Annotated in this window: 21 protein-coding genes; 18 read left to right on the forward strand and 3 right to left on the reverse strand. The window is 48.7% G+C overall.

All coding sequences use genetic code 11. The features are described from left to right. The first annotated feature begins 12 nt into the window (after positions 1-12). The 6 genes from adiC (at position 13) to V4534_04550 (ending at position 7,587) form a co-directional block, all read left to right on the forward strand. The gene (gene adiC, locus V4534_04525; GenBank protein MES2504126.1) at positions 13-1,305 is read left to right on the forward strand and encodes an arginine/agmatine antiporter; all 1,293 of its coding nucleotides are present in this window, start codon (positions 13-15) and stop codon (positions 1,303-1,305) included. Then, a complete protein-coding gene (locus V4534_04530) occupies positions 1,302-3,476 on the forward strand; it encodes an Orn/Lys/Arg decarboxylase N-terminal domain-containing protein (protein ID MES2504127.1) in 2,175 nt (724 codons plus the stop codon). The genes adiC and V4534_04530 overlap by 4 nt, the downstream gene beginning before the upstream one ends. Then, the gene (locus V4534_04535; protein ID MES2504128.1) at positions 3,473-4,801 is read left to right on the forward strand and encodes an amino acid permease; all 1,329 of its coding nucleotides are present in this window, start codon (positions 3,473-3,475) and stop codon (positions 4,799-4,801) included. The genes V4534_04530 and V4534_04535 overlap by 4 nt, the downstream gene beginning before the upstream one ends. An 11-nt stretch (positions 4,802-4,812) precedes the next feature. Continuing rightward, a complete protein-coding gene (locus V4534_04540) occupies positions 4,813-5,427 on the forward strand; it encodes a lipocalin family protein (GenBank protein MES2504129.1) in 615 nt (204 codons plus the stop codon). Next, positions 5,400-7,067 (forward strand): alpha-amylase family glycosyl hydrolase, encoded by a 1,668-nt coding sequence (locus tag V4534_04545; GenBank protein ID MES2504130.1) that lies wholly within the window; start codon positions 5,400-5,402, stop codon positions 7,065-7,067. Before V4534_04540 ends, V4534_04545 begins: the two co-directional genes overlap by 28 nt. A gap of 124 nt (positions 7,068-7,191) precedes the next feature. Next, complete coding sequence (locus V4534_04550) at positions 7,192-7,587, forward strand: endonuclease domain-containing protein (protein ID MES2504131.1); 396 nt, start codon at positions 7,192-7,194, stop codon at positions 7,585-7,587. Positions 7,588-7,762: 175 nt separating this feature from the next. Here the strand turns inward: V4534_04550 and V4534_04555 are convergent, their stop codons facing one another. Further along, the gene (locus tag V4534_04555; GenBank protein MES2504132.1) at positions 7,763-8,452 is read right to left on the reverse strand and encodes a shikimate dehydrogenase; all 690 of its coding nucleotides are present in this window, start codon (positions 8,450-8,452) and stop codon (positions 7,763-7,765) included. Positions 8,453-8,576: 124 nt separating this feature from the next. On the opposite strand from V4534_04555, the gene rpsD reads away from it, so the two are divergent. From rpsD to V4534_04585, 6 genes are all read left to right on the forward strand, one after another. After that, positions 8,577-9,194 carry a 30S ribosomal protein S4 gene (gene rpsD / locus V4534_04560; GenBank protein MES2504133.1) on the forward strand — a complete coding sequence of 206 codons (618 nt, stop codon included), beginning with the start codon at positions 8,577-8,579 and terminating at the stop codon, positions 9,192-9,194. Between the two features lie 9 nt (positions 9,195-9,203). Further along, positions 9,204-9,815 (forward strand): MotA/TolQ/ExbB proton channel family protein, encoded by a 612-nt coding sequence (locus V4534_04565; GenBank protein ID MES2504134.1) that lies wholly within the window; start codon positions 9,204-9,206, stop codon positions 9,813-9,815. Further along, positions 9,815-10,513, forward strand: a complete 699-nt coding sequence (locus tag V4534_04570) for an isoprenyl transferase (GenBank protein MES2504135.1) — start codon at positions 9,815-9,817, stop codon at positions 10,511-10,513. The genes V4534_04565 and V4534_04570 overlap by 1 nt, the downstream gene beginning before the upstream one ends. Continuing rightward, a complete protein-coding gene (locus V4534_04575; GenBank protein ID MES2504136.1) occupies positions 10,510-11,127 on the forward strand; it encodes a phosphatidate cytidylyltransferase in 618 nt (205 codons plus the stop codon). The genes V4534_04570 and V4534_04575 overlap by 4 nt, the downstream gene beginning before the upstream one ends. Further along, entirely contained in the window at positions 11,124-11,645 is a 522-nt protein-coding gene (locus V4534_04580) for a hypothetical protein (protein MES2504137.1), read from the forward strand. Before V4534_04575 ends, V4534_04580 begins: the two co-directional genes overlap by 4 nt. A gap of 142 nt (positions 11,646-11,787) precedes the next feature. After that, entirely contained in the window at positions 11,788-13,146 is a 1,359-nt protein-coding gene (locus tag V4534_04585; GenBank protein MES2504138.1) for a crosslink repair DNA glycosylase YcaQ family protein, read from the forward strand. Here the strand turns inward: V4534_04585 and V4534_04590 are convergent. Next, a complete protein-coding gene (locus V4534_04590) occupies positions 13,070-14,074 on the reverse strand; it encodes a hypothetical protein (GenBank protein MES2504139.1) in 1,005 nt (334 codons plus the stop codon). The two genes, V4534_04585 and V4534_04590, sit on opposite strands and share 77 nt — an antisense overlap. 45 nt (positions 14,075-14,119) lie before the next feature. On the opposite strand from V4534_04590, the gene V4534_04595 reads away from it, so the two are divergent. The 6 genes from V4534_04595 to V4534_04620 are packed head-to-tail and all read left to right on the forward strand — an operon-like array spanning position 14,120 to position 18,854. Then, positions 14,120-14,695 (forward strand): YIP1 family protein, encoded by a 576-nt coding sequence (locus tag V4534_04595; protein ID MES2504140.1) that lies wholly within the window; start codon positions 14,120-14,122, stop codon positions 14,693-14,695. Between the two features lie 21 nt (positions 14,696-14,716). Further along, positions 14,717-15,850, forward strand: coding sequence for a tetratricopeptide repeat protein (locus V4534_04600; protein ID MES2504141.1), 1,134 nt, complete (start codon positions 14,717-14,719; stop codon positions 15,848-15,850). Positions 15,851-15,852: 2 nt separating this feature from the next. Beyond that, the gene (locus V4534_04605) at positions 15,853-16,383 is read left to right on the forward strand and encodes an FHA domain-containing protein (GenBank protein ID MES2504142.1); all 531 of its coding nucleotides are present in this window, start codon (positions 15,853-15,855) and stop codon (positions 16,381-16,383) included. Continuing rightward, positions 16,362-17,741 carry a DNA repair protein RadA gene (gene radA, locus V4534_04610; protein ID MES2504143.1) on the forward strand — a complete coding sequence of 460 codons (1,380 nt, stop codon included), beginning with the start codon at positions 16,362-16,364 and terminating at the stop codon, positions 17,739-17,741. Before V4534_04605 ends, radA begins: the two co-directional genes overlap by 22 nt. Further along, complete coding sequence (locus tag V4534_04615; protein ID MES2504144.1) at positions 17,726-18,124, forward strand: EVE domain-containing protein; 399 nt, start codon at positions 17,726-17,728, stop codon at positions 18,122-18,124. The genes radA and V4534_04615 overlap by 16 nt, the downstream gene beginning before the upstream one ends. A gap of 16 nt (positions 18,125-18,140) precedes the next feature. Next, the gene (locus V4534_04620; GenBank protein ID MES2504145.1) at positions 18,141-18,854 is read left to right on the forward strand and encodes a TerC family protein; all 714 of its coding nucleotides are present in this window, start codon (positions 18,141-18,143) and stop codon (positions 18,852-18,854) included. 14 nt (positions 18,855-18,868) lie between these two features. Here V4534_04620 and V4534_04625 read toward each other — a convergent pair whose 3' ends face one another. Beyond that, positions 18,869-19,630, reverse strand: coding sequence for a hypothetical protein (locus tag V4534_04625; GenBank protein ID MES2504146.1), 762 nt, complete (start codon positions 19,628-19,630; stop codon positions 18,869-18,871). Between the last annotated feature and the right edge of the window lie 17 nt (positions 19,631-19,647).

Below are 19,647 nucleotides of genomic sequence, written 5' to 3' on the forward strand. Positions count from 1 at the left end.
TAGTCTTTGGCCATGGTCGAAAATCAACATAAAGTCGGTGTCGTTCCAGCCACCCTAATGGTTGCTGGAAATATCATGGGTTCAGGCGTTTTCATGTTGCCGGCGAATTTAGCCGCAACAGGTGGAATCGCTATTTACGGGTGGATCGTCACCATAATTGGGGCGCTTTGTTTATCCATGGTTTATGCGCGTATGTCTTCCATCGATGACAGCGCTGGCGGCTCTTACGCTTATGCCAAACGCGCTTTCGGGCCGTTTATTGGTTATCAAACCAACTTGCTCTATTGGGTGGGCAACTGGATCGGCAACGTTGCTTTGACGGTCGTTGGTGTTGGCTATCTCAGCTTCTTTTTTTCGACTTTAGGAACGCCAATGGGCGGCGCTATTGCCTGCATCGGCATGATTTGGCTCTTTACTTATATTAATATCTTAGGCCCTAAAATTACCTCAAGAGTTCAATCAGTGACCACCGTGCTGGCGCTGATCGTCATTGTTGGCGTGGCTATCTTTGGCTGGTTTAGATTTAGCCTCGATACCTACATGACATCTTGGAATGTTCAGCACTTAGGGACGTTTCCCGCAATTCAGTCCGTTTTAAACGTGACCCTTTGGTCCTTTATTGGGGTTGAAACGGCGTCGGTTGCGGCTGGCGTAGTAGAAAACCCGAAGAAAAATGTGCCCATTGCCACCATCGGCGGCGTGGCACTGGCGGCGGTTTGTTACCTGCTTTCCTGTACCGCGATCATGGGCGTTATCCCGGGGCCGGAACTCATCAAATCAGCGGCACCATTCGCAGATGCAGCAAAGTTGGCGATGGGCGAAATCGGCGGCGGTATTGTATCTTTTTGCGCGGCAGCAGGGTGTTTAGGCTCTTTGGGCGGTTGGATCATGGCCACAGGGCTCTCCGCAAAAGCGGCATCAGATGACGGACTGTTTCCCAAAATATTCGGTCGCGCGAATGCCAAAGGCACGCCAGTGATGGGGCTGATTATTGTCGCTGTTTTGATGACCCTTTGCGTCATTTTGACCGTTTCTCCTTCAGCCAGCAAAGAGTTTGGCACCATTTCGTCGATAGCAGTTTTATTAACCCTGGTTGCTTATATTTATGTCGCAAGCGCTTTGATTGCCATTGCGAGCAGAGCAAATCAGGCCCTAGGCGTCATCATCTTTATCAGTGTCGTTAGCATCGCATTTTGTAGTTGGGCAGTCATCGGCACCAAAGGCGGTGAGCCCGCTTGGCTAGCCGTTATCCTGCTCGCGAGCACCGCCATGTACGCCTTAACCACCAAAGGAGAAAAAGTATGATTGAAAGAACTTCTGCGGTGATAAGACATCGCGTCCTGCTTGCTCATGAAGCGATTGAAGAAGGCGGCGGCGCTGCACGAGCGCTGATGGCTCTAGAAGAAGAGCTGCTCATGCGCGATATTGACATGGTCAAGGGATCCGATGACAGCGCCAGCATCTTCTCCACCGACGCGAGCCTTCATGGCGTTTTGGTCAGCTGGACACTGCCTGGCGCCTTGGAGCTTATCCAAGTCATTCGCAAGAGAAACGGCAAAATCCCGATATTTCTTTTGATCGAGCGAGAAGACTCAGCGAATTTGTCCAAAGAAATCTTAACTATTGTTAGCGAATTAATTTGGCTATTCGAAGACAGCTTGCCGTTTATTGCTGGGCGTATTGAAGCGAGCATTCACTTATATTCGAGCAATATTTTAGGACCGATGGCCAAGGCGCTGCTTGAATTTGATCACATCCATGAATACTCGTGGCACACACCAGGGCATACCGGTGGCACAGCGTTTCAAAAGGCACCTGCTGGCCGGTTATTTTTCGATTACTTTGGTGAGAATCTATTTAGATCCGACTTGTCGATTAGTGTAGGTGAACTGGGATCACTGCTTGATCACTCCGGACCGATCGGTGAAGGTGAAAAATATGCTGCTAGGGTGTTCGGCGCGGATCGAACCTATTGCGTAACCAACGGTACCTCCACTTCGAATCGCATCATCTGGATGGCTTCGGTTTGTAGAGGCCAACTGGCTCTGGTGGATCGCAACTGCCATAAATCCACCGAACACGGGCTAACTCTGACTGGCGCGATTCCACAGTATTTAATGCCTACGAGAAACCAATACGGCATTATCGGGCCAATTCCGCCCGAGCATTTGGTTTCAGAAGCGATTCATGCCAATGGCACGCCGGTTCATTGCGTTATCACCAACTCCACTTATGACGGGCTGACCTATAACGTGGATCGTGTTTTAGAGCTTATTGGTGATTCAGTCGACAGAATCCATTTTGACGAAGCTTGGTATGCTTACGCCAGGTTTCATCCGCTCTATCGAGGGCGTCATGCTATGCGAAAGGGTTCGGAAAACGGCTCGCTGCAAGGCCCCACCCTCTTTGCGACACATTCCACGCACAAACTGCTCGCCGCGCTTTCTCAGGCGTCGTTTATCCATATAAAAGACGGCCGCAACAGCATTGACCATGCGCGCTTCAACGAATCGTTTATGATGCACGCGTCCACTTCCCCTTTATACACCATAATTGCATCGAACGATGTCACGACATCTATGATGGACGGGCCCGGTGGTGAAGCTTTGATGGATGAAGCGATTAGGGACGCCATCGCTTTTAGACAGCTGGTCACCAAACTTTGGCGCGAGCATGCCGATAGCAACGATTGGTTTTTCCAAACCTGGAATCCTACCGAAATCGAACAAACACCCTTCGAACAAGTGTCGCCTGATCGCCTGGCATGTGACCCGTCTTGTTGGGTCTTGCATCCTAACGACGAATGGCATGGGTTCCACCTAGAAGACGACTATTGCATGCTTGATCCCATCAAAGTGCAAGTGGTGACCACGCCCGGCAATTTTCCGGCAGGTCTTTTGACTGCCTATCTTGATGCCAAGGGCATTGAAGTTGAGAAAACCAACGATTACTCCATTTTGTTTCTTTTCTCGATTGGAGTGACCAATGCGAAATGGAGCACACTGCTGCACCAGCTGCTCGCATTTAAACAAGATTTCGATGCGAATCTGCCACTCACCGAAGCGATCCCTGCCATTGCAAATTTTTATCCGGGCCTCGGTCTCAAAGACTTAGGCAAGCGTATGCAGGATCATATGGTGAAAAATGGCACCTTGGATCTTCAAGCCAAAGCATTTTCAAAACTGCCGACGCCGACCATGATCCCGGCGGATGCCTATCAACGTCTTCTTGCTAATGCCATTCAGCGCATTCCATTAAACCAAGCGGCGGGCAGGACGGCGGCGACCGGGTTGGTGCCTTACCCACCAGGGATTCCGTTAATTATGCCGGGCGAAAATATTGGCAGTGCTGACGAGCCTTTCATGAAGTACCTGCTGGCACTCGAGGCATGGGACAAAGAATTCCCAGGCTTTGCCCACGATACTCACGGGATCGAGCCTGAAAACGGCGTTTATCACTTATTGGTTCTCAAATGACCGATGCCCAGCCCAAAAAAATGAATCTGCTCATGGCCAGCCTGCTGGTCCTGGTCAACATGGTGGGAACAGGCATTTTTTTGCTGCCTGTGAGCATGGCCAGCATTGGCAGTATCTCCATCTGGGGCTGGTTGATGGCAACGGTAGGCGCTGGTGCCATTGGGCTGATGTTCGCTCTTTTGGGATCGATTCAGCCTGTTGCGGGTGGGCCGTATGGATACGCAAGAGACTCATTAGGCGATTACTCGGGTTTTCAGACCAACTATGTCTATTGGACCGCCAATGTCGTTGGCAATATTGCCATTGCCACAACGGTGACTGGATATTTTACGGAGTTCATCCCAGCTTTAAAGAGCATGCAGTTGGATTTATATTTTACGACTGGTCTAGTCTGGCTCGCTGTCATAATAAACTTGGGAGGACCCAGGTGGGTGGGCTTATTCACCAGTTCAGGAACTTTGCTGGCGTTGGTTCCCATTTTGCTGCTTTTAATTTTTGGATGGATATGGTTTGACCCATCTCTATTTAGCGCTAACTGGAATCCGCATCAGCTTTCTTTTACCCACGCGCTCACCAAGAGCGGCACATTTGCGCTGTGGGCCTTTATGGGCATTGAAAGCGCGTCTGTGGCATCCGATGTGATTGATAACCCCAAACGCAATATCCCTTTGGCTACGTTGATCGGCTTTTGTATGTCAGCGGTATTATATATTGGAACTTCCAGCCTGTTGATGGGGCTCATGACGGCTGAAGATCTTTCTAATTCGTCGGCGCCATTTTCGGATGCCGCTTTTAAAATGATTGGTCCCGCAGGCGCGATGATCATGGCCGTATGCGCTATTTTTAAAGCATTTTCGTCGTTGGTCGGTTGGACTTTAATCGTCAATCAATCCGCTTATGCAGCCTCCAAAGACGGACTATTTCTAAAGATCTATAGCAAGAAGGATGGTCGGGGCATCCCGGTTTGGAACTTTGTGCTTTCTGGGATCTTAATGACTTTGATCGTGTTGGGCATTCACTCATCCAGCTTGACCAGAGAGTTCGATAAGATCATTAATATCGCTGTCATTTTGACGGTTTTGCCCTATCTTTACTCCGGGGTTGCCTTTTTAAGCTATACCTGGAATGTTGATAGCACGCGTTGGCAACGAGTCGGGTTGTCCATTACGCTAGCAATCGCCAGTCTGTACTGCCTGTCGGTTGTCGCTGGTTCAGATGCCGCATTGGTTCGAACCGCGATGATAATCCTATTTGTCAGCATCCCCCTATATCCTCTCTTTAGCCTAGGACGTAAGCGGGGGGCCAAACCCGTCATGAGAAGATAAGAATATTTGAGATGAAAGCGAGAATTATTTTTCTTCTGTTAAGTGCGCACGTCGCCTACAGCAATAGCCACGAACTCACGCCAGTGCCTTTTGTGGACCTACAAAGGTATGCAGGTACCTGGCATGAAATCGCCAGACTTCCGGATTCGGCTGAAACCAACTGCGTTGAAAGCAAAGCCGAGTACCTATGGAAAAATGGTGCCATGCAAGTGCGGCACTTTTGTCGCAAAGCCAACGGCTCTCGCAAGCAGTCGGTTTCCAAAATAGCCATCGAAAACCCGCCCAATAACTCAAAGCTTAAAATTCAACTCGGGCCTAAATGGCTGAACTGGGTAGGTCTGGATGCCAACGAACACTGGATCATAGATCTAGACCCCAACTACCAATTTGCTGTGGTCAGCGAACCTGGAAAGCGCCAACTGAAAATCTTAAGCCGAACCCCCACCTTAGAAAAGCCAGTATACGACAAGATTATTGCTGAACTAAAAGCGCGGCATTTCGATCTTTCGCACCTAATTGTTCTCCAAAATACGCAGCCCGCGGTGGCGCAGGGCGAAACTTGCCAAAGTGAAAAGAGCGGCTTACATAGTGCAGAGCTATGTATATCAAATCCTTTCTGTTCTTAATCTTTAGTGTCAGCTTATATGCAAATGCTTGGTGGGAAGGCAAAGTGGTCTACCAAGTTTACCTGCGAAGTTTTCAAGATTCCAACAACGATGGCATTGGCGACATCCCTGGCCTTATCTCTAGATTAGACTATCTGCAAAGCCTGGGCGTTGATGCTTTATGGCTATCCCCAATTCATAAATCGCCAGATTACGACTTTGGCTACGACGTCAAAGGGTATTTCAGCATCCACCCAGCCCTTGGGACACATCAGGATTTCCAGCAGCTAACCTTACAAGCCAATAAGCGCGGCATCAAAATCATGATGGATTTGGTCATTAATCATACTTCGGACCAGCATCCTTGGTTTCTGGCTTCCAAATCTTCGAAATCAAATCCCAAACGAAACTGGTACATCTGGTCAGATGGCAAAGGAAATCAACCCCCAAACAATTGGCGCTCTCGTTTAGACGAATCCTCTTGGGTGTATGACGAATCGAGCAATCAATATTACCAGCATTCTTTCTTTAAAGAGCAGCCCGATCTGAACCTGCGCAACCCAGAAGTCCAAAAAGAAATCGAAAAAATTATGCACTTCTGGCTGGAAAGAGGCGTCAGCGGCTTCAGACTAGATCTCGCCAACTACTACATGAAAGATGCTGGCCTCAGGGATAACCCCGCCACCAACTCCTGGTCGAAATGGTTTCAAAGTAGCGTCTATGCATACATGGGCCAAGAGCATCTGTACGACAAAAATCACCCAGACTTAGCCAATTTTTATCGAAAACTGCGAACCATCGCCGACAATCATAACGCTCTACTTCTCGGCGAAGTTGATGTGGACGACGGCGAGCAGGCGATCTACGCGGCTCGCTCCGTATCCAATCAAACCAAGGGCACCGGGCTTCATCTATCATTGCACCGCGACTTTATATCGAACAAATTTTCAGCCGAAGGGCTGGAGAATATTATCACAGAGCACGAAGCACTCATGCCTAGAGATATTCCGATGGTGGTGACCTTCAATAACCACGATCATCAAAGATTCTCGACCACTCACACAGCCGCCGAAACGCGTTTAGCCGCCCTCTTTACCTTAACCAGCAAAGGCTTCCCGGTCTTATACTATGGCGAAGAAATCGGCCTTAAAGACGCCTACGTTCCACAAGCTTTAGGCAAAGACCCATTGCCCAGAATCATGTGGAAGCCAGCCTATTTCGCCCAGATTGGCAGAGACGGCTGTCGCACCCCGATGCATTGGGACAATACTGCGTATGCAGGGTTCTCCAAGGTAGAACCGTGGATCACCTTCGACAAAGAAGGCGCCGTGAGTGTGGAAGAACAAGAACAAGATGCAAAATCCTTGCTGAATTTTTACAAAAAGTTGATCTCTCTACGCAAGCAACATGTGGCGTTGGCAAAAGGCAAACAAACACTCTATAAAACCGGCATCAAAAATCTGCTGATATTCAAAAGAGAGTATAAAGATCAAACAATTTGGGTAGCGATGAACTTTAGCCCTGCCAATTGGATCTCGCTAAACACCCAAATCACTCCCGAAAATATCCTAGCAAGCACCCACCCCCAGACCACCAACCTAACCGAACTAGGTCCGATGCAAGCAGTAATCACCACAAAAATACCCTCTCCTACACTGTAGAAGAGGGCATCTTGCCCTCCCTCGCTTGCGGGGGAGGGAGATTTGGCTTCAGCCAAATCGGGAGAGGGCTGTACCCGATCCCTGTAGGGTACGCCAAAGTTAGTCGAGAACTGGTATCGCACTTATGCAACAGTCTCTCAGGCCTTATGCCCGCGAACTTCGTCAGTCGCAGACATCTGCGGAGCTTTGGTTGTGGAAGATGGTTAGGGCTCATCGATTCGCTGGATTCAAGTTTCGCAGACAGGTTCCGATAGGGCCCTTTATTGTGGATTTCTATTGCGCGGCCAAGAGACTGGTTATCGAATTAGATGGCGGGCAACATAATGCCGAGCCGGCGTTGATTTATGATTTAAGACGGACTGCATTTTTAAAGAGCAAGGGGCTGGTTGTTTTGAGATTTTGGAACAACGAAGTTTTGGGGCAGCGGGAGTCGGTTTTACAGAAGATTTGGGAGGTGTTGCATGAGAAATCTCCCTCCCCGCACCCGAGCCAGGGCAAGATACCCTCTCCTACTTTGTAGGAGAGGGAGATTTTGGCTAGCCAAAATCGGGAGAGGTTTCCCCCCAACGTTAGACTTTCAATCGCCGGGATCGGCTACAACCCTCTCCCGATTTTGGCGGAGCCAAAATCTCCCTCTCCCACGAAGTGGGAGAGGGATAACAGACAGAATCCTCTTCTGCGCAGCAGGAGAGGTATTATCCTGTCCTCCAAATCTCAAAGCTCAAAGCAGCCTGCTCCAGCAACATCCCCTTACCATTAAACGCCTTTGCGCCGCCCGCGATGGCCTTCTTCATTAAAGGCGTTTCCTCCGGATCATAAACCAAGTCGTAAAGCACTTGACCCGGTCCAAACTGAATCTCCTCTAGATATTCAGGACTCAAGCCCGGCGTACAGTTGACGGTTATATCCCCGGGCATCGGCATCGCGCCGCTCGATCTGGTCCAGGTTTCAATATTGTCCGCATGGCCATGAAATAACGCGTAACCGATCGCTTTGGCCGAGCCCCCTGCTCCCAAAACCAACGCTTTCATGCCAGGCAGTCGCACTTCTTTCTTTCGCAAATCTTCCAAAAAGCCGGGCGCGTCTGTGTTGTCCCCAATCAACTTATCATGCTTCCAAAACAGCGTGTTCACCGCGCCAATCGCCGCAGCTGTATCCGTGAGGCCATCTAAAAAAGGGATAATCTTCTCTTTATGAGGAATCGTCACATTAGCGCCGCCGAAACTTTCCTCCCGAAAGCGTATGACAGCTGCTGCTAAGTCTTCAGATTTGGTCGGCAGCAGCTCATAAGACCAGTCAAGGCCCGCTTGCTTAAACGCTGCATTATGAATCTCAGGACTTAGACTATAATCTAGGGGCCAACCAAAAATACCAAATCGTTTCATATAAAAACCCCTAGCATAGGACCTGGGTTGACCAAAGCACTAATTACACCTACGAAAATCAGGAGCTCTGCCCATAGAAACTGCTTAGTCCTAAAGCGGTAGAGCAAATTTAGGAGCAATTAAAATGGCACGATATCGTGGTCCTCGTTTGAAAATTATTCGCCGTCTTGGCACACCTCTTCCCGGCTTAATGCGCACAGATCCGGATTTGAGACGACCTTATGGGCCGGGCCAACATGGTCCGACCAAGAAATCCAAACTCTCTGGATTTGCTTTGCGCCTAAGAGAAAAGCAAAAGCTACGTTTCCATTACGGCCTGAGCGAAAAGCAATTGAAGCGTTACGTTGCAACTGCTTTCAGAGTCAAAGGAAACCCGGGTCTTACTTTACTCACAAGCCTAGAAAGCAGACTAGACAGCGTTTTGTTTAGAGCAGGTTTTGCACCAAGCATTTCCGCTGCTCGGCAGATGGCTCGTCACGGTCATATTGCTGTCAACGGACGCCGCGTGGATATCCCATCCTACGCTGTAGAAGCTGGCGAAGTATTGGCTGTTCATGAAAAGTCCAAGATGAAAGAAGCCATTGCTGCAAACCGTCAAGATCCAAACAATTTGATCGTTCCAGCCTATTTGGCAACGGTTGAAGGAACTGATCAAATCAAAATGACGATGATGCCATCCAGAGAAGACATCCCAGTCATTGTCAATGAACAGATGATTGTGGAATACTACTCAGGTAAGTAGGATAAACACATGATGAACTTTTCGTGGATTTCGCAGTCAAGCTGGATCGCTCTAAGCGTTCTCGCTATCTTATTGGTGTTCTCGCTGGTTAGCTGGTCCATCATTTTGCTAAAAGTTTTCTCTTTGAGGAAAGCAAGCAAAAGATCTGCGGAATTTACGGATATGTTCTGGAAAGTCAGGCACCTTGATCAAGTATTCGAAGAATCAAGGCGTTTTGACCAAAGCCCCCTGGCTCAAGTTTTCAGAAAAGGTTATTTAGAAAAAGACGATATCGCTTTAGAGCACACGCTACGCAAAGCCAGCATGGCAGAGATGGCTGAGCTTGAAAGCATGATTCCTTTTTTAGCCACCGTTGGCTCAACCTCCCCCTTTATTGGTCTGTTTGGCACCGTTGTAGGCATCATGGCCGCTTTTCAAGAGATTGGCGCCAAAGGTTCCGCCAGTCTTGCCACCGTGGCTCCAGGCATCGCTGAAGCCCTCATCGCTACCGCTGCCGGCTTAATCGCCGCGATTCCAGCAGTGATTGCTTATAATTATTTTTCAAACCGCATTCGAGGCTTTGCGTCTGAGATTGACACTTTCTCGAATGACTTCTTAAACATCGTTCGCCGAAGTGCCTAATGCTCCCAAAACACATTGCCATTATCATGGATGGGAATGGTCGTTGGGCCAAACAAAGGGGCCTCGGCCGCTTAGAAGGTCACCGTGCTGGCACCGACTCGGCGGCTGATATCGTTCGATACGCCGGTGAACTCGGTATTTCTTACCTAACGCTCTATGCCTTTTCTTCGGAAAACTGGAGCAGACCCAAAGAAGAAATCTCGGGTCTCATGAATCTGCTTAAAAATTATTTAAAAAAAGACGCGTCTGAGCTGATCGAAAAAGGCGTCCGCGTTAGAACCATTGGCAGCACGGACAAACTGCCACTGATGCTGCAAAGATCCTTGTCCGCCATTTGCGAAAAAACCAAACACGGCACCAAACTCAATCTAACCCTAGCTTTATCATACGGCTCAAGAGACGAAATCGTCAAAGCGAGTCAAAAAATCGCTCAAGATGTCGTGGATAAAAAAATAGCCATTAAAAATATTTCTGAACAGTTATTTGAAAAATATCTAGAAACAAAAGATCTACCCGATCCTGATCTATTTATCAGGACCAGCGGAGAAATGCGTCTGTCGAACTTTCTTTTGTGGCAGCTATCTTATTCAGAGCTTTACATCACGCCGGTTTTTTGGCCTGATTTTAAAAGAGCGAATTTAGACGAAGCCCTGGAAAGCTACGCGAGTCGCAATCGCCGATTTGGAAAAAGCTCATGAATTTATTGCTTCGCGTTTTAAGTGCCATTATTTTATTGCCAGGTGTTTTATGGCTATTTCACCAAAGCCACTGGCCCCTGATAACCCTATTGGGAGTGATTTGGATCCTAAGCCTAATCGAATATGCTCGCATGATCAAAACCCCAAATAGCATCATGTTGATAGGCGGCATCTATATTACAGCGGGCATCGCATCTCTCTACTTCTTGCGAGAAAAGGCCGGTTTCGAAGCGATTCTTCTCGTTTTCATCGCGACTTGGTCCAGCGATACCTTTGCCTATTTCACCGGTAGGGCCGTCGGCAAACATCCGATGGCTCCCAGCATTAGCCCAAAAAAGACCTGGGAAGGTTTTATCGGCGGCGCCATTGGTTGCGTCTTGGTTCCTGTATTGTTGCGTGATTTACTGCTGCCACTTTCGCTAACGGATGTCCTTTGGGTATCCATACCTTGCATTGTGCTGGCACCACTGGGTGATTTAATAGAAAGCAAAGTCAAACGGGTGTATGGTGTGAAGGACTCAGGCAAATTATTGCCAGGCCACGGAGGGATTTTGGATCGCATCGATGCACTATTGCTTACGGCGCCTTGGGCCTATATCTATTTCTGCTTATGACCAGCAAGGCCCGCGAAGAAAGACGAAATGCAGCAGCTGAAATTGCAGCAAGTTTAATTGGCGGCAAAGCAGACCCAGATTTCGACCCCGTGCACTCTTCCTTGTGCGTTGCGGATGTCGTCATGATCGCTGGCGCGCCTTGGCTACGCGAAGCCATCGAAAAAGACTTTTGGAAAGACGAAAGCGGCTATAGAAAAATAGGCGGCGGCTCCAATACCCCAGAGATGCCCTACTTCTTTAGAAGTACCGCCAATCTGATTCACTTTTTAAAAAGGCAAAATCTTTATTATCCCAGAGGATCCATCGAGCCTAAAGTGGGCATGGCTTGTTTTTTCGACCAAGAAGAAAGAGGCCGGTTTAATTTTACGCCTGATCGCAGCGGTATTGTGGTGGAAGTGCATAAGTTTCAAGTGCGCGAAGTCATCATGGCTCCCAAAGGTCGTACAGTAAAGCGTGTCCCAATTATTGTAGGGGATCGCATGGAACAGTCTTTAATTGGCTATTCCGACCTTCCCTAAAACTAAAATAACTGAGACCGCAAAAGCCAATACCACCAAAATCATGGTTCTCGTGGAGCTCACAGGCCTGGGTGTCAATTCCATCATCTCATGTTGATTTATCGTTTGCCTTTCACTTTGGCTTTCGTTTATCCATGAACTTATGAACCAGAGAATTGAGAAATTCACTCTGAAAGCAATCCAGAGCTATCATCACACCTCATTAATTCATTTTGATGATCAAGAGACATTGGTGGAAGCGCTGGCTAGCCGGATCGGATTTGCAGGCGCAAACCCCGTGGCCTTTTTGTCTATTTTAGCGCGCCGCCCAGAAATGCGACTCAATGATTTGGACGAAGCGATCTTAACCGACCGCACCCTGGTCAGAGCCAACAGCTTCAGAAACTCGCTGTTTCTCATGGCAAGCGTCGACTACCCACTTTATTTCAGAGCCCTCAGCCATCCGCTCAAAATGAGCAACCAGAGCAAACTTAACGCAGCCGGCATTGATGAAGACGATCTCCTGCGCATGCATCATCGCCTAGAAGACACCAATTTCCACATTCCTCAAAGTCACGAACAAGTGATGGAAATCTTATATCCCAAAAATCACGCCCTGCCTGTGGCCGATGTCCAAAAGCTACTGGTGCGTAAGTTATGCGAACTAGGCGTTCTGGTGCGCACGTACCATAAAGGTTGGAAGGGCAACGACTTTCTTTACGCGCTGACCAAAAATTGGTTTCCAGATTTCAAACTTACCTCAGAAAACCAAGAAACAGCCCGTTGTCAGCTCATCAGGCGTTACATTTCGACCTATGGCCCTGTCTCCAAAGAAGACATCATTTGGTGGACCGGCCTCAGTGAATCTCAAGTACATCGATCGCTATCGACCTTAAGACGCGAACTCAGCATCGCCCAAATAGAAGGGCACAAAGACGAAATGCTGGTTTTAAAAGAACGAGTTCAAAATATCAGACAACACGGCAATTCAGATCACAGCATCGTATTTCTGCCGCCTTTTGATCCCTTCACCACCGCCTGGGTCACACGCAAGCGTACCGCCAAAAAGAGCGACTATCCGTTCATCTACGACGCCGTAGGCAACGCCGCTGGCACGATTGTACATGAAGGCAAAATCATCGGCGTATGGCAGTTTAGAGACAGCAAAGACCACATTTTTGAATATCATCTGTTCGAGTCCTACCAAGACCTCAAAGGCGATGTTCACTTCTTGGCCGACCAATACGCCCACACCCTAGCCCGCATCTCCGGCTCCACCGCAACCTACGTCTACGAACGCAAGCTTCCCGAACCCCTGCACAAACGCCCCCCAGGATCATTCCTATGGCCACTTGGCAAAGAACCCCCATTTAAGACTGCAGATCAAAATCTACTCAAAAGCCCATTGGAGCGTCGTACTTCCAACACTTTTAGAAGGCCTTATCTTAAAGATGAGCACGTAGCAGCTTCGGCTTCTTCGTCTGCCCCAGCTGCTGCAACGTGTTTGCAACATCCGCAATAATTTCTTCTGCATTACCACCGATTTGTTGCTCATAAAGGCTGTCTCGGATGGCGCGCAGATGCATATCTATGTTTTCGATAAGCTGTTCGTCTCTACTACTACTCGGTGATAGCTGAGCAAATATTTGTATCCACCGGCGCGCTTTAGCCGTCAGCTGTGCAATATCGTCTGAAGACTGAGGCGATCTTGAAGACGACCTTTCCGGAGGTGGCGTCCTTGAGTACGGGCGATTCGAACGTCTGCTTTGCGAGAGCACCTCGCGCGCTGCTGTTCCCAAATCGGGCATGCCCTCACTACTTGAATCAAAGGCCGAAAGCGATCCGTCCGAAATCGGTTCAAGCCGCCGCGCATTTGAAACTTGACCCCTTCGTCGCGACACCGCAGTGATGGCCACTCTCTTAGGCTGTTGGACTGCAGCAGGGGCATTCTTAACATAGCCATATACTGTATAAAGTCCGCCCAAAACTGTGGCGACTAATCCAAAGTCTGCCAGCAGTGCAATATTGAATATCGATGCAGGACAAACACCGTCGTTATCGCTAGGCGGTATCGTCGAAGCAGCGGAATGAATTTCCGCCTTTTCCTCAATGGTAAATGAAAGAGCGCTGGAAAGTAACAGATCTGGTGCACCTTCATTGCCAATCCAAGTGAGCCCAGCGAGCACCCCGGCGAGCTCGCCTGTTCGAACGAAAACAAGTTGAACCCCTTGTTTGGCCAGGTGCCCACTTAACAAAGCTGGATAGCAAGCGGTGCCGAAAATCGGGTGCAAGGTGTTATAAGTTAGATGATATTCATTGCAAAGCTCAACGACGGCTGCAACTTGATCTTTGTTTTGTCCCTCAAAATTTTCAAATACAAAATTTCGCCCTGTGATTGAAAATGCAGAAAGCGACAACGCCAGCGCTAGAACAAAAATCTGTTTTCTCATTGTTTCTTATTGACGTTTGAAGCACGCAATCTTATTTCCGAGGCTATGTCCACGCCTTTGCCGTCTTTAACCATGCTTCTGAGAAGGCCAACCACCTTTTTTAGAGAATTGTCTCCTGCGAGCTTAGGCCCGAAAGTCACGTTATTGGGCGTTTTCTGCTTATTTGTTGGCAACGTCTGCTCAGGGCTAACTCAATTTTTTTTGGCTAGCATTGATCCGGTCTTTTTTAACGGTATGATCAAACCTGCCGAAATTGTTCTGATGAAAAAGCAGGCTATTTTAACTTTGCTGTTTTCGCCCGCGATCGCTTTTTTTGGTATTTTCCTATTTGCCAGCGCGCTGCATTTTCTGATTAAAAATTTGATCTCGGCGAATCTACCGACTTCCTATGAAACCACCGTGCGTCTGGTGGCGTTGGCTCAGGTGCCGATGCTATTTTCGATTGTGCCTCTTTTGGGTCCGATCATTGCGCCAATCTGGTCATTTATACTGTTAATGAAAGCTCTAAAGGGGTTTTATGGACTTTCGCTATTTATGGCGGTCATGTCTACCCTAGCCCCTGCCTTGTTTTTAAAATTGACCTGGGGCTGGGCTTTGCAGATGCTATCCCTTTCGTTGTAACTTATACCCCTGGAGTCATCTATGCGCTACATGCTGTTGATTGGTACCTTGGTGTTTTTTGGCTTGATGCTGTCTTGTGGAAAACCAACACCAATTAACCCAAGAGCGTTGGCCCAAGAAAACGCCTGTGTTCAGAGTTTGCAAATCGAAGACTACGAAGGCGCCAAAATCAGGTGCGAATTATGTTTAGAATACGATGAGTCAGTCGCTGCGTGCATGAACGGCATGGGCATCGTCGCCTATGCGAAGGGCAATACCGGCTCTGCCATTAGCTGGTTTACCAAAGCCATTAAACAAAGCAAAAACTTCGCTCAAGCGCGCAACAACTTAGGCGCCATCTATTTCAAACAAAACAATTTTTCGGACGCCATCCCTTATTTTAAAGCCGCCCTGGACATTGACCCGGGCTATGAAGATGCACGTTATAATCTAGGCCTAAGTTATCTTCGCATCGGCCAAAAAGCCAGTATCCAAAAAGATTTGCCAGTCGCTACGCAAAACTACACCCACGCTCGCAAAGAGTTCTTAAAGTTGATTGCCGTCAATCCCGCCTACGTGAACGGCTACCGAGATCTCGGCTTGGTGAAGACCTACGAAGCTGCTCTGCAGAAAAACGAGCAAAGTAGACAGGCAGACCTCAAAGAAGCCACCACCTATTTCGAAAATTGCCTTCAGGTGGATCCAGGCAACGAAACCTGCCACGAAAGCTACGGGCAAACCTTGCTTTACGAAAAACAATACGACGCAGCGCTTCAGCAATTTATCGAATGCTTAGCGAGCAACAAGAAAAACGCCGTCTGCATCGCTGGTACCGATAGCGCCTATCAAGGCAGCCAGTTTAAGAGCCAGTCTCTTAAATCATACGTTGACCAACTCAAGAAAAACCCCAACGACGCTGCGGGGCACTACGGCTATTGCTCTATCTTGTTCCAAAATGGCATGACCGATTTAGCCGTCTCAGAGTGCCAAAAAGCCGTGCAGCTCAACAATAAAATCTGCCCGGCCTACTACCAGCTAGGAATGCACTTCAAAAAGGTACTAAACGCCAACGAAGCGCTTTCTAACTGTCAGTCTTTTGCCCTTTGCGCTGGTCCTAAGGACCCAGAGCAAAGCAGACAATGTAACCGAGTTATTACAGCACTGAGTGGTTCGTAACCATGGATTTAACAGAACCTTACTATTTAATTTACCTAAACGGACCGCTGTCAGGCCAAAAGATTGCTTTGGATCCTAAAAAGCCAGAGCTCATCATCGGGCGTTCTGCAGAGGCTGACATTGTCATCGACAGCAAAAACGTCTCTCGCAAACAGGCGAAGATCAAACAAGATGTCGATGGTGTGTGGATCGAAGATCTAGGCAGCAAAAACGGCACGTTGCTTAAAGACGAACCCATCAATGCACCAACCCTGCTGCAAGATGCAGACGAAATTCGTCTAGGAGACCTCAAATTAGGCTTCGTCGATTCGAATGCCGCTATCTTAAAAAGACTCAGCATCATGCCTGCTTTTCAGGATCAAAATCCACCCGAAACACCTGCGCCTGCCTCCGAAGAACCTGCGGCAGAAGCATCTGCCCCAAAACCTGCCCCGGTTGAGTCTTCCCCATGGATAGACTATGCCTACATTGGCCTAATGACCCTAGTGGTTATTGGGTTAATGGTAGGTGCATGGTTTTGGCTAAGGGGATAAAACAAGAAATTAAATTCGTTTGTGCAAGTTGCGGAACATCGTCGCCAAAATGGCTCGGTCGTTGCCCGGGTTGTCAGACATGGAATTCCATGACCGAAGAGGTCACCCAAGTCGGCCCTAAAAATCAGGGCTCGTCCAAAATCACAGCCCCGCAGCGCATCACTGATGTCCTTCACGAAACCAATCAACGCTTCCCCTTTGGGCAAAGCGAACTAGATCGAGTACTCGGCGGCGGCTTAGTCCCCGGCTCAGTAATCCTCTTAGGCGGCGAGCCCGGCATCGGCAAAAGCACATTGCTGCTCACCTGCGCTCACAAAATGGCATCTCTAGGCAGGACAGTTTTATACGTGTCAGGCGAAGAGTCTATGTCTCAGGTCCGCATGACTGCTGAGCGCCTAAACGCCCTTCACGAAAATCTCTACTTACTCTCCGAAACCAACTTAGGCAGCGCTCTGGCAGCCATCGAGCAAATCAAGCCCCACATGCTGGTGCTTGACTCCGTGCAAACCGTATTTGCGCCCGAACTAGAATCTGCGCCCGGTTCAGTGAGCCAAATCCGAGAAGTAACCGCGAGAGTGGTGCATCTATCAAAATCCTTAGGCATGGCAACTTTCCTAGTGGGCCACGTGACCAAAGATGGCCAAATTGCCGGCCCAAGATTGCTGGAGCATATGGTCGATACGGTGTTGTATTTCGAAAGCACCCGAACCGGCCCGTATCGTTTCTTAAGAGCCCATAAAAATCGCTTCGGCTCAACTCAAGAACTCGGCGTCTTCGAAATGCGCAGCGACGGTCTGAACGAAGTCACCAACCCTTCCGAATTCTTTCTCGCCGAACGTCATGGCGGCAAACCAGGCTCATCCATTGCTGTGGCCATAGAGGGGACCAGGCCCTTACTGGTCGAAGTGCAAGCCCTCTGCGTGCAAAGCTTCTTCGGTAATCCTAGACGCACCACGGTAGGCATGGACACGACCCGTTGCACCATGCTGGCAGCCGTTTTGGAAAAGCACGGTGGTCTAACGCTTTCAGGCCACGATCTGTTCGTGAACGTCGCCGGCGGCGCTAACCTAATCGAACCCGCTGCTGACTTGCCGGTCGCAATTGCCATCGCATCCAGTCTAACTAACCGGCCGGTAGAAGCAGACATGGTGTGTTTCGGAGAAGTAGGCTTATCCGGCGAAATCAGAGGCGTGCATCGCGTGGAAGCCCGCCTACAAGAAGCCGCTCGCTTAGGCTTTAAAAGAGCCCTTTTGCCCAAAGCCAGCATGGACAAGCTGGTCGCACCACCAGGGTTCGCATTAATTCCTGTTAATTCTCTCAAAGAATGTCTAGATAAAGCGTTATGCCTTGGATCTTGAAGACCGAACCGTCCGCCTTCAGCTACGCCGATTTGGAACACGATAAAAAGACCTGCTGGGATGGCGTGCGCAATTACCAAGCGCGCAACCATCTGAAATCGATGAAAAAAGGCGACGACTGCTTTATTTATGAATCGGTCGGGCCCAAAGAAGTTGTCGGAACCGCCAAAGTCTCACGTGAGGCCTACCCCGACCCCAAAGACCCACAGTGGGTCTGCGTCGATATCACCTTAGGCAAAAGGCTAAAAAAAGCCGTAACCCTCGCAGAACTAAAAGCTCACCCTACGCTGAAAGAGATTAGCTTGGTGAAGCAATCCCGCCTAAGTGTTTGCCCCATTAGTGAGAAAGAGTGGGCTCTGATTGCCAAGTTTCCGGATTTATGAAATCCTGACCGTTCTTATGTTCGAGCTATTAACTGATCCAAATACCTATTTAAGCCTAATTACTTTGACTGCCCTCGAAATCGTGCTGGGCATCGACAACATTCTGTTCATCAGCATTGTTTGCGCCAGACTGCCTAAAGAGCAGCAAGAAACCGCTCGCAAACTGGGACTTTCCTTAGCCCTATTTGGCCGGCTGGCACTTTTGTTCTCGCTGTCATGGCTTTTGTCCCTCAAAGATCCCCTGTTTTCCATCATGGGCCATTGGTTTACCGGTCATGATTTGGTTTTTGGTTTGGGCGGGCTATTTTTGGTTTATAAAGCCACTCAGGAAATCTTTTACGCCGTGGAAGGTGTGTCTCAAGAACGAACAGTTCGAGTCGTCACCATGCGTGCTGCCATTTTCCAAATCTTGATGCTGGATATCGTGTTCTCACTGGATTCGATTATCACTGCGGTCGGCCTGGCATCTCAGCTAAGCATCATGGCGGTTGCCATCATCATTGCCATCGTTATCATGCTGGTCGCCTCTAAATACGTCAGCGACTTCTTAGACAGGAACCCTTCGATGAAAGTCTTGGGTCTATCGTTCTTGTTGCTGATTGGCGTGCTATTAATCGCCGAAGCATTCGGGCAAGAAGTATCCAGAATCTACGTCTATTTTGCCCTCGGATTTTCAAGCTTTGTTGAGCTGGTCAATCTAAGAATGCGCTCGAAGACAAACAAGTTATAGATTTAACTTAATTACTACTTCTTCTTATAGGCGAGCTTCTCAAATTCCGCATAAAGATCCGGGTTATTATGCAACTCGGCTATAAGCGCCTGTTTTTCCTTGCTGTCATCGGCATAGCCAACCGCTCTCTTTCCATCAACGCCCAAAAACCACTCCTGATGTATCTGGGCGGCTCTAGCTTTAACGCCAACAGGTTGTGATGCTCCTGCCATCACCGTGCGAGCTGTTCGCGGAGTGTGGCCCGGGGATAGTTGAGGTGACGGAGATATTTCTCGAACAGACGCCCGAGCTCTCACCGGCGGGGGGGGAGCATCTAACGCTTGAGAAGGCCGTGTTGGCGCATAATTGAGTTTTAGCTCTCGTATATGATCGGCCAACTGACTGCGCATATCATTATAGCCCTTATCACCTTGCCTTAATGTTTCACGGAAATGATACCATTTTGGCTTGGCACTCAGCTGATCCAAGGCCATATCTAAATGTTTAAGCTCTTGCCCCGCTGGCAATCTTCTAACCTGAGAATATACAGTTTCTAACTGCGATTTACCCAAAAGAAATTTATAGGGTACTGCTTTAGGTATTTCCTCAGCCAGCGTCCCAATCATCTCTTGCCTTTCTCCAATAGGGTCTGCAGGGCGGAACCTGTCGGAGGACTGAATAGGCTTGTGCGAGGAAGCGACGTTTGAACGCTTTTTACCGGCAGGTTTCGTCCCAAAAATATCCTCAGGGCTTTCTTCACGACCGGTAACTCTTGAAGAGGGTGGCAATTTATCCATAGCTAATTTTACCGCGT

The organism is Myxococcota bacterium, from assembly GCA_040387835.1.
In the GTDB taxonomy this organism is placed as follows: domain Bacteria; phylum Myxococcota; class UBA727; order UBA727; family JABDBI01; genus JAZKCZ01.

Coding starts and splice junctions, on each gene's coding strand:
- adiC (MES2504126.1), top strand. CDS start 13: ATGGTCGAAAATCAACATAAAGTCGGTGTCGTTCCAGCCACCCTAATG.
- V4534_04530 (MES2504127.1), top strand. CDS start 1,302: ATGATTGAAAGAACTTCTGCGGTGATAAGACATCGCGTCCTGCTTGCT.
- V4534_04535 (MES2504128.1), top strand. CDS start 3,473: ATGACCGATGCCCAGCCCAAAAAAATGAATCTGCTCATGGCCAGCCTG.
- V4534_04540 (MES2504129.1), top strand. CDS start 4,813: ATGAAAGCGAGAATTATTTTTCTTCTGTTAAGTGCGCACGTCGCCTAC.
- V4534_04545 (MES2504130.1), top strand. CDS start 5,400: ATGTATATCAAATCCTTTCTGTTCTTAATCTTTAGTGTCAGCTTATAT.
- V4534_04550 (MES2504131.1), top strand. CDS start 7,192: ATGCAACAGTCTCTCAGGCCTTATGCCCGCGAACTTCGTCAGTCGCAG.
- V4534_04555 (MES2504132.1), bottom strand. CDS start 8,452: ATGAAACGATTTGGTATTTTTGGTTGGCCCCTAGATTATAGTCTAAGT.
- rpsD (MES2504133.1), top strand. CDS start 8,577: ATGGCACGATATCGTGGTCCTCGTTTGAAAATTATTCGCCGTCTTGGC.
- V4534_04565 (MES2504134.1), top strand. CDS start 9,204: ATGATGAACTTTTCGTGGATTTCGCAGTCAAGCTGGATCGCTCTAAGC.
- V4534_04570 (MES2504135.1), top strand. CDS start 9,815: ATGCTCCCAAAACACATTGCCATTATCATGGATGGGAATGGTCGTTGG.
- V4534_04575 (MES2504136.1), top strand. CDS start 10,510: ATGAATTTATTGCTTCGCGTTTTAAGTGCCATTATTTTATTGCCAGGT.
- V4534_04580 (MES2504137.1), top strand. CDS start 11,124: ATGACCAGCAAGGCCCGCGAAGAAAGACGAAATGCAGCAGCTGAAATT.
- V4534_04585 (MES2504138.1), top strand. CDS start 11,788: ATGAACCAGAGAATTGAGAAATTCACTCTGAAAGCAATCCAGAGCTAT.
- V4534_04590 (MES2504139.1), bottom strand. CDS start 14,074: ATGAGAAAACAGATTTTTGTTCTAGCGCTGGCGTTGTCGCTTTCTGCA.
- V4534_04595 (MES2504140.1), top strand. CDS start 14,120: ATGTCCACGCCTTTGCCGTCTTTAACCATGCTTCTGAGAAGGCCAACC.
- V4534_04600 (MES2504141.1), top strand. CDS start 14,717: ATGCGCTACATGCTGTTGATTGGTACCTTGGTGTTTTTTGGCTTGATG.
- V4534_04605 (MES2504142.1), top strand. CDS start 15,853: ATGGATTTAACAGAACCTTACTATTTAATTTACCTAAACGGACCGCTG.
- radA (MES2504143.1), top strand. CDS start 16,362: ATGGTTTTGGCTAAGGGGATAAAACAAGAAATTAAATTCGTTTGTGCA.
- V4534_04615 (MES2504144.1), top strand. CDS start 17,726: ATGCCTTGGATCTTGAAGACCGAACCGTCCGCCTTCAGCTACGCCGAT.
- V4534_04620 (MES2504145.1), top strand. CDS start 18,141: ATGTTCGAGCTATTAACTGATCCAAATACCTATTTAAGCCTAATTACT.
- V4534_04625 (MES2504146.1), bottom strand. CDS start 19,630: ATGGATAAATTGCCACCCTCTTCAAGAGTTACCGGTCGTGAAGAAAGC.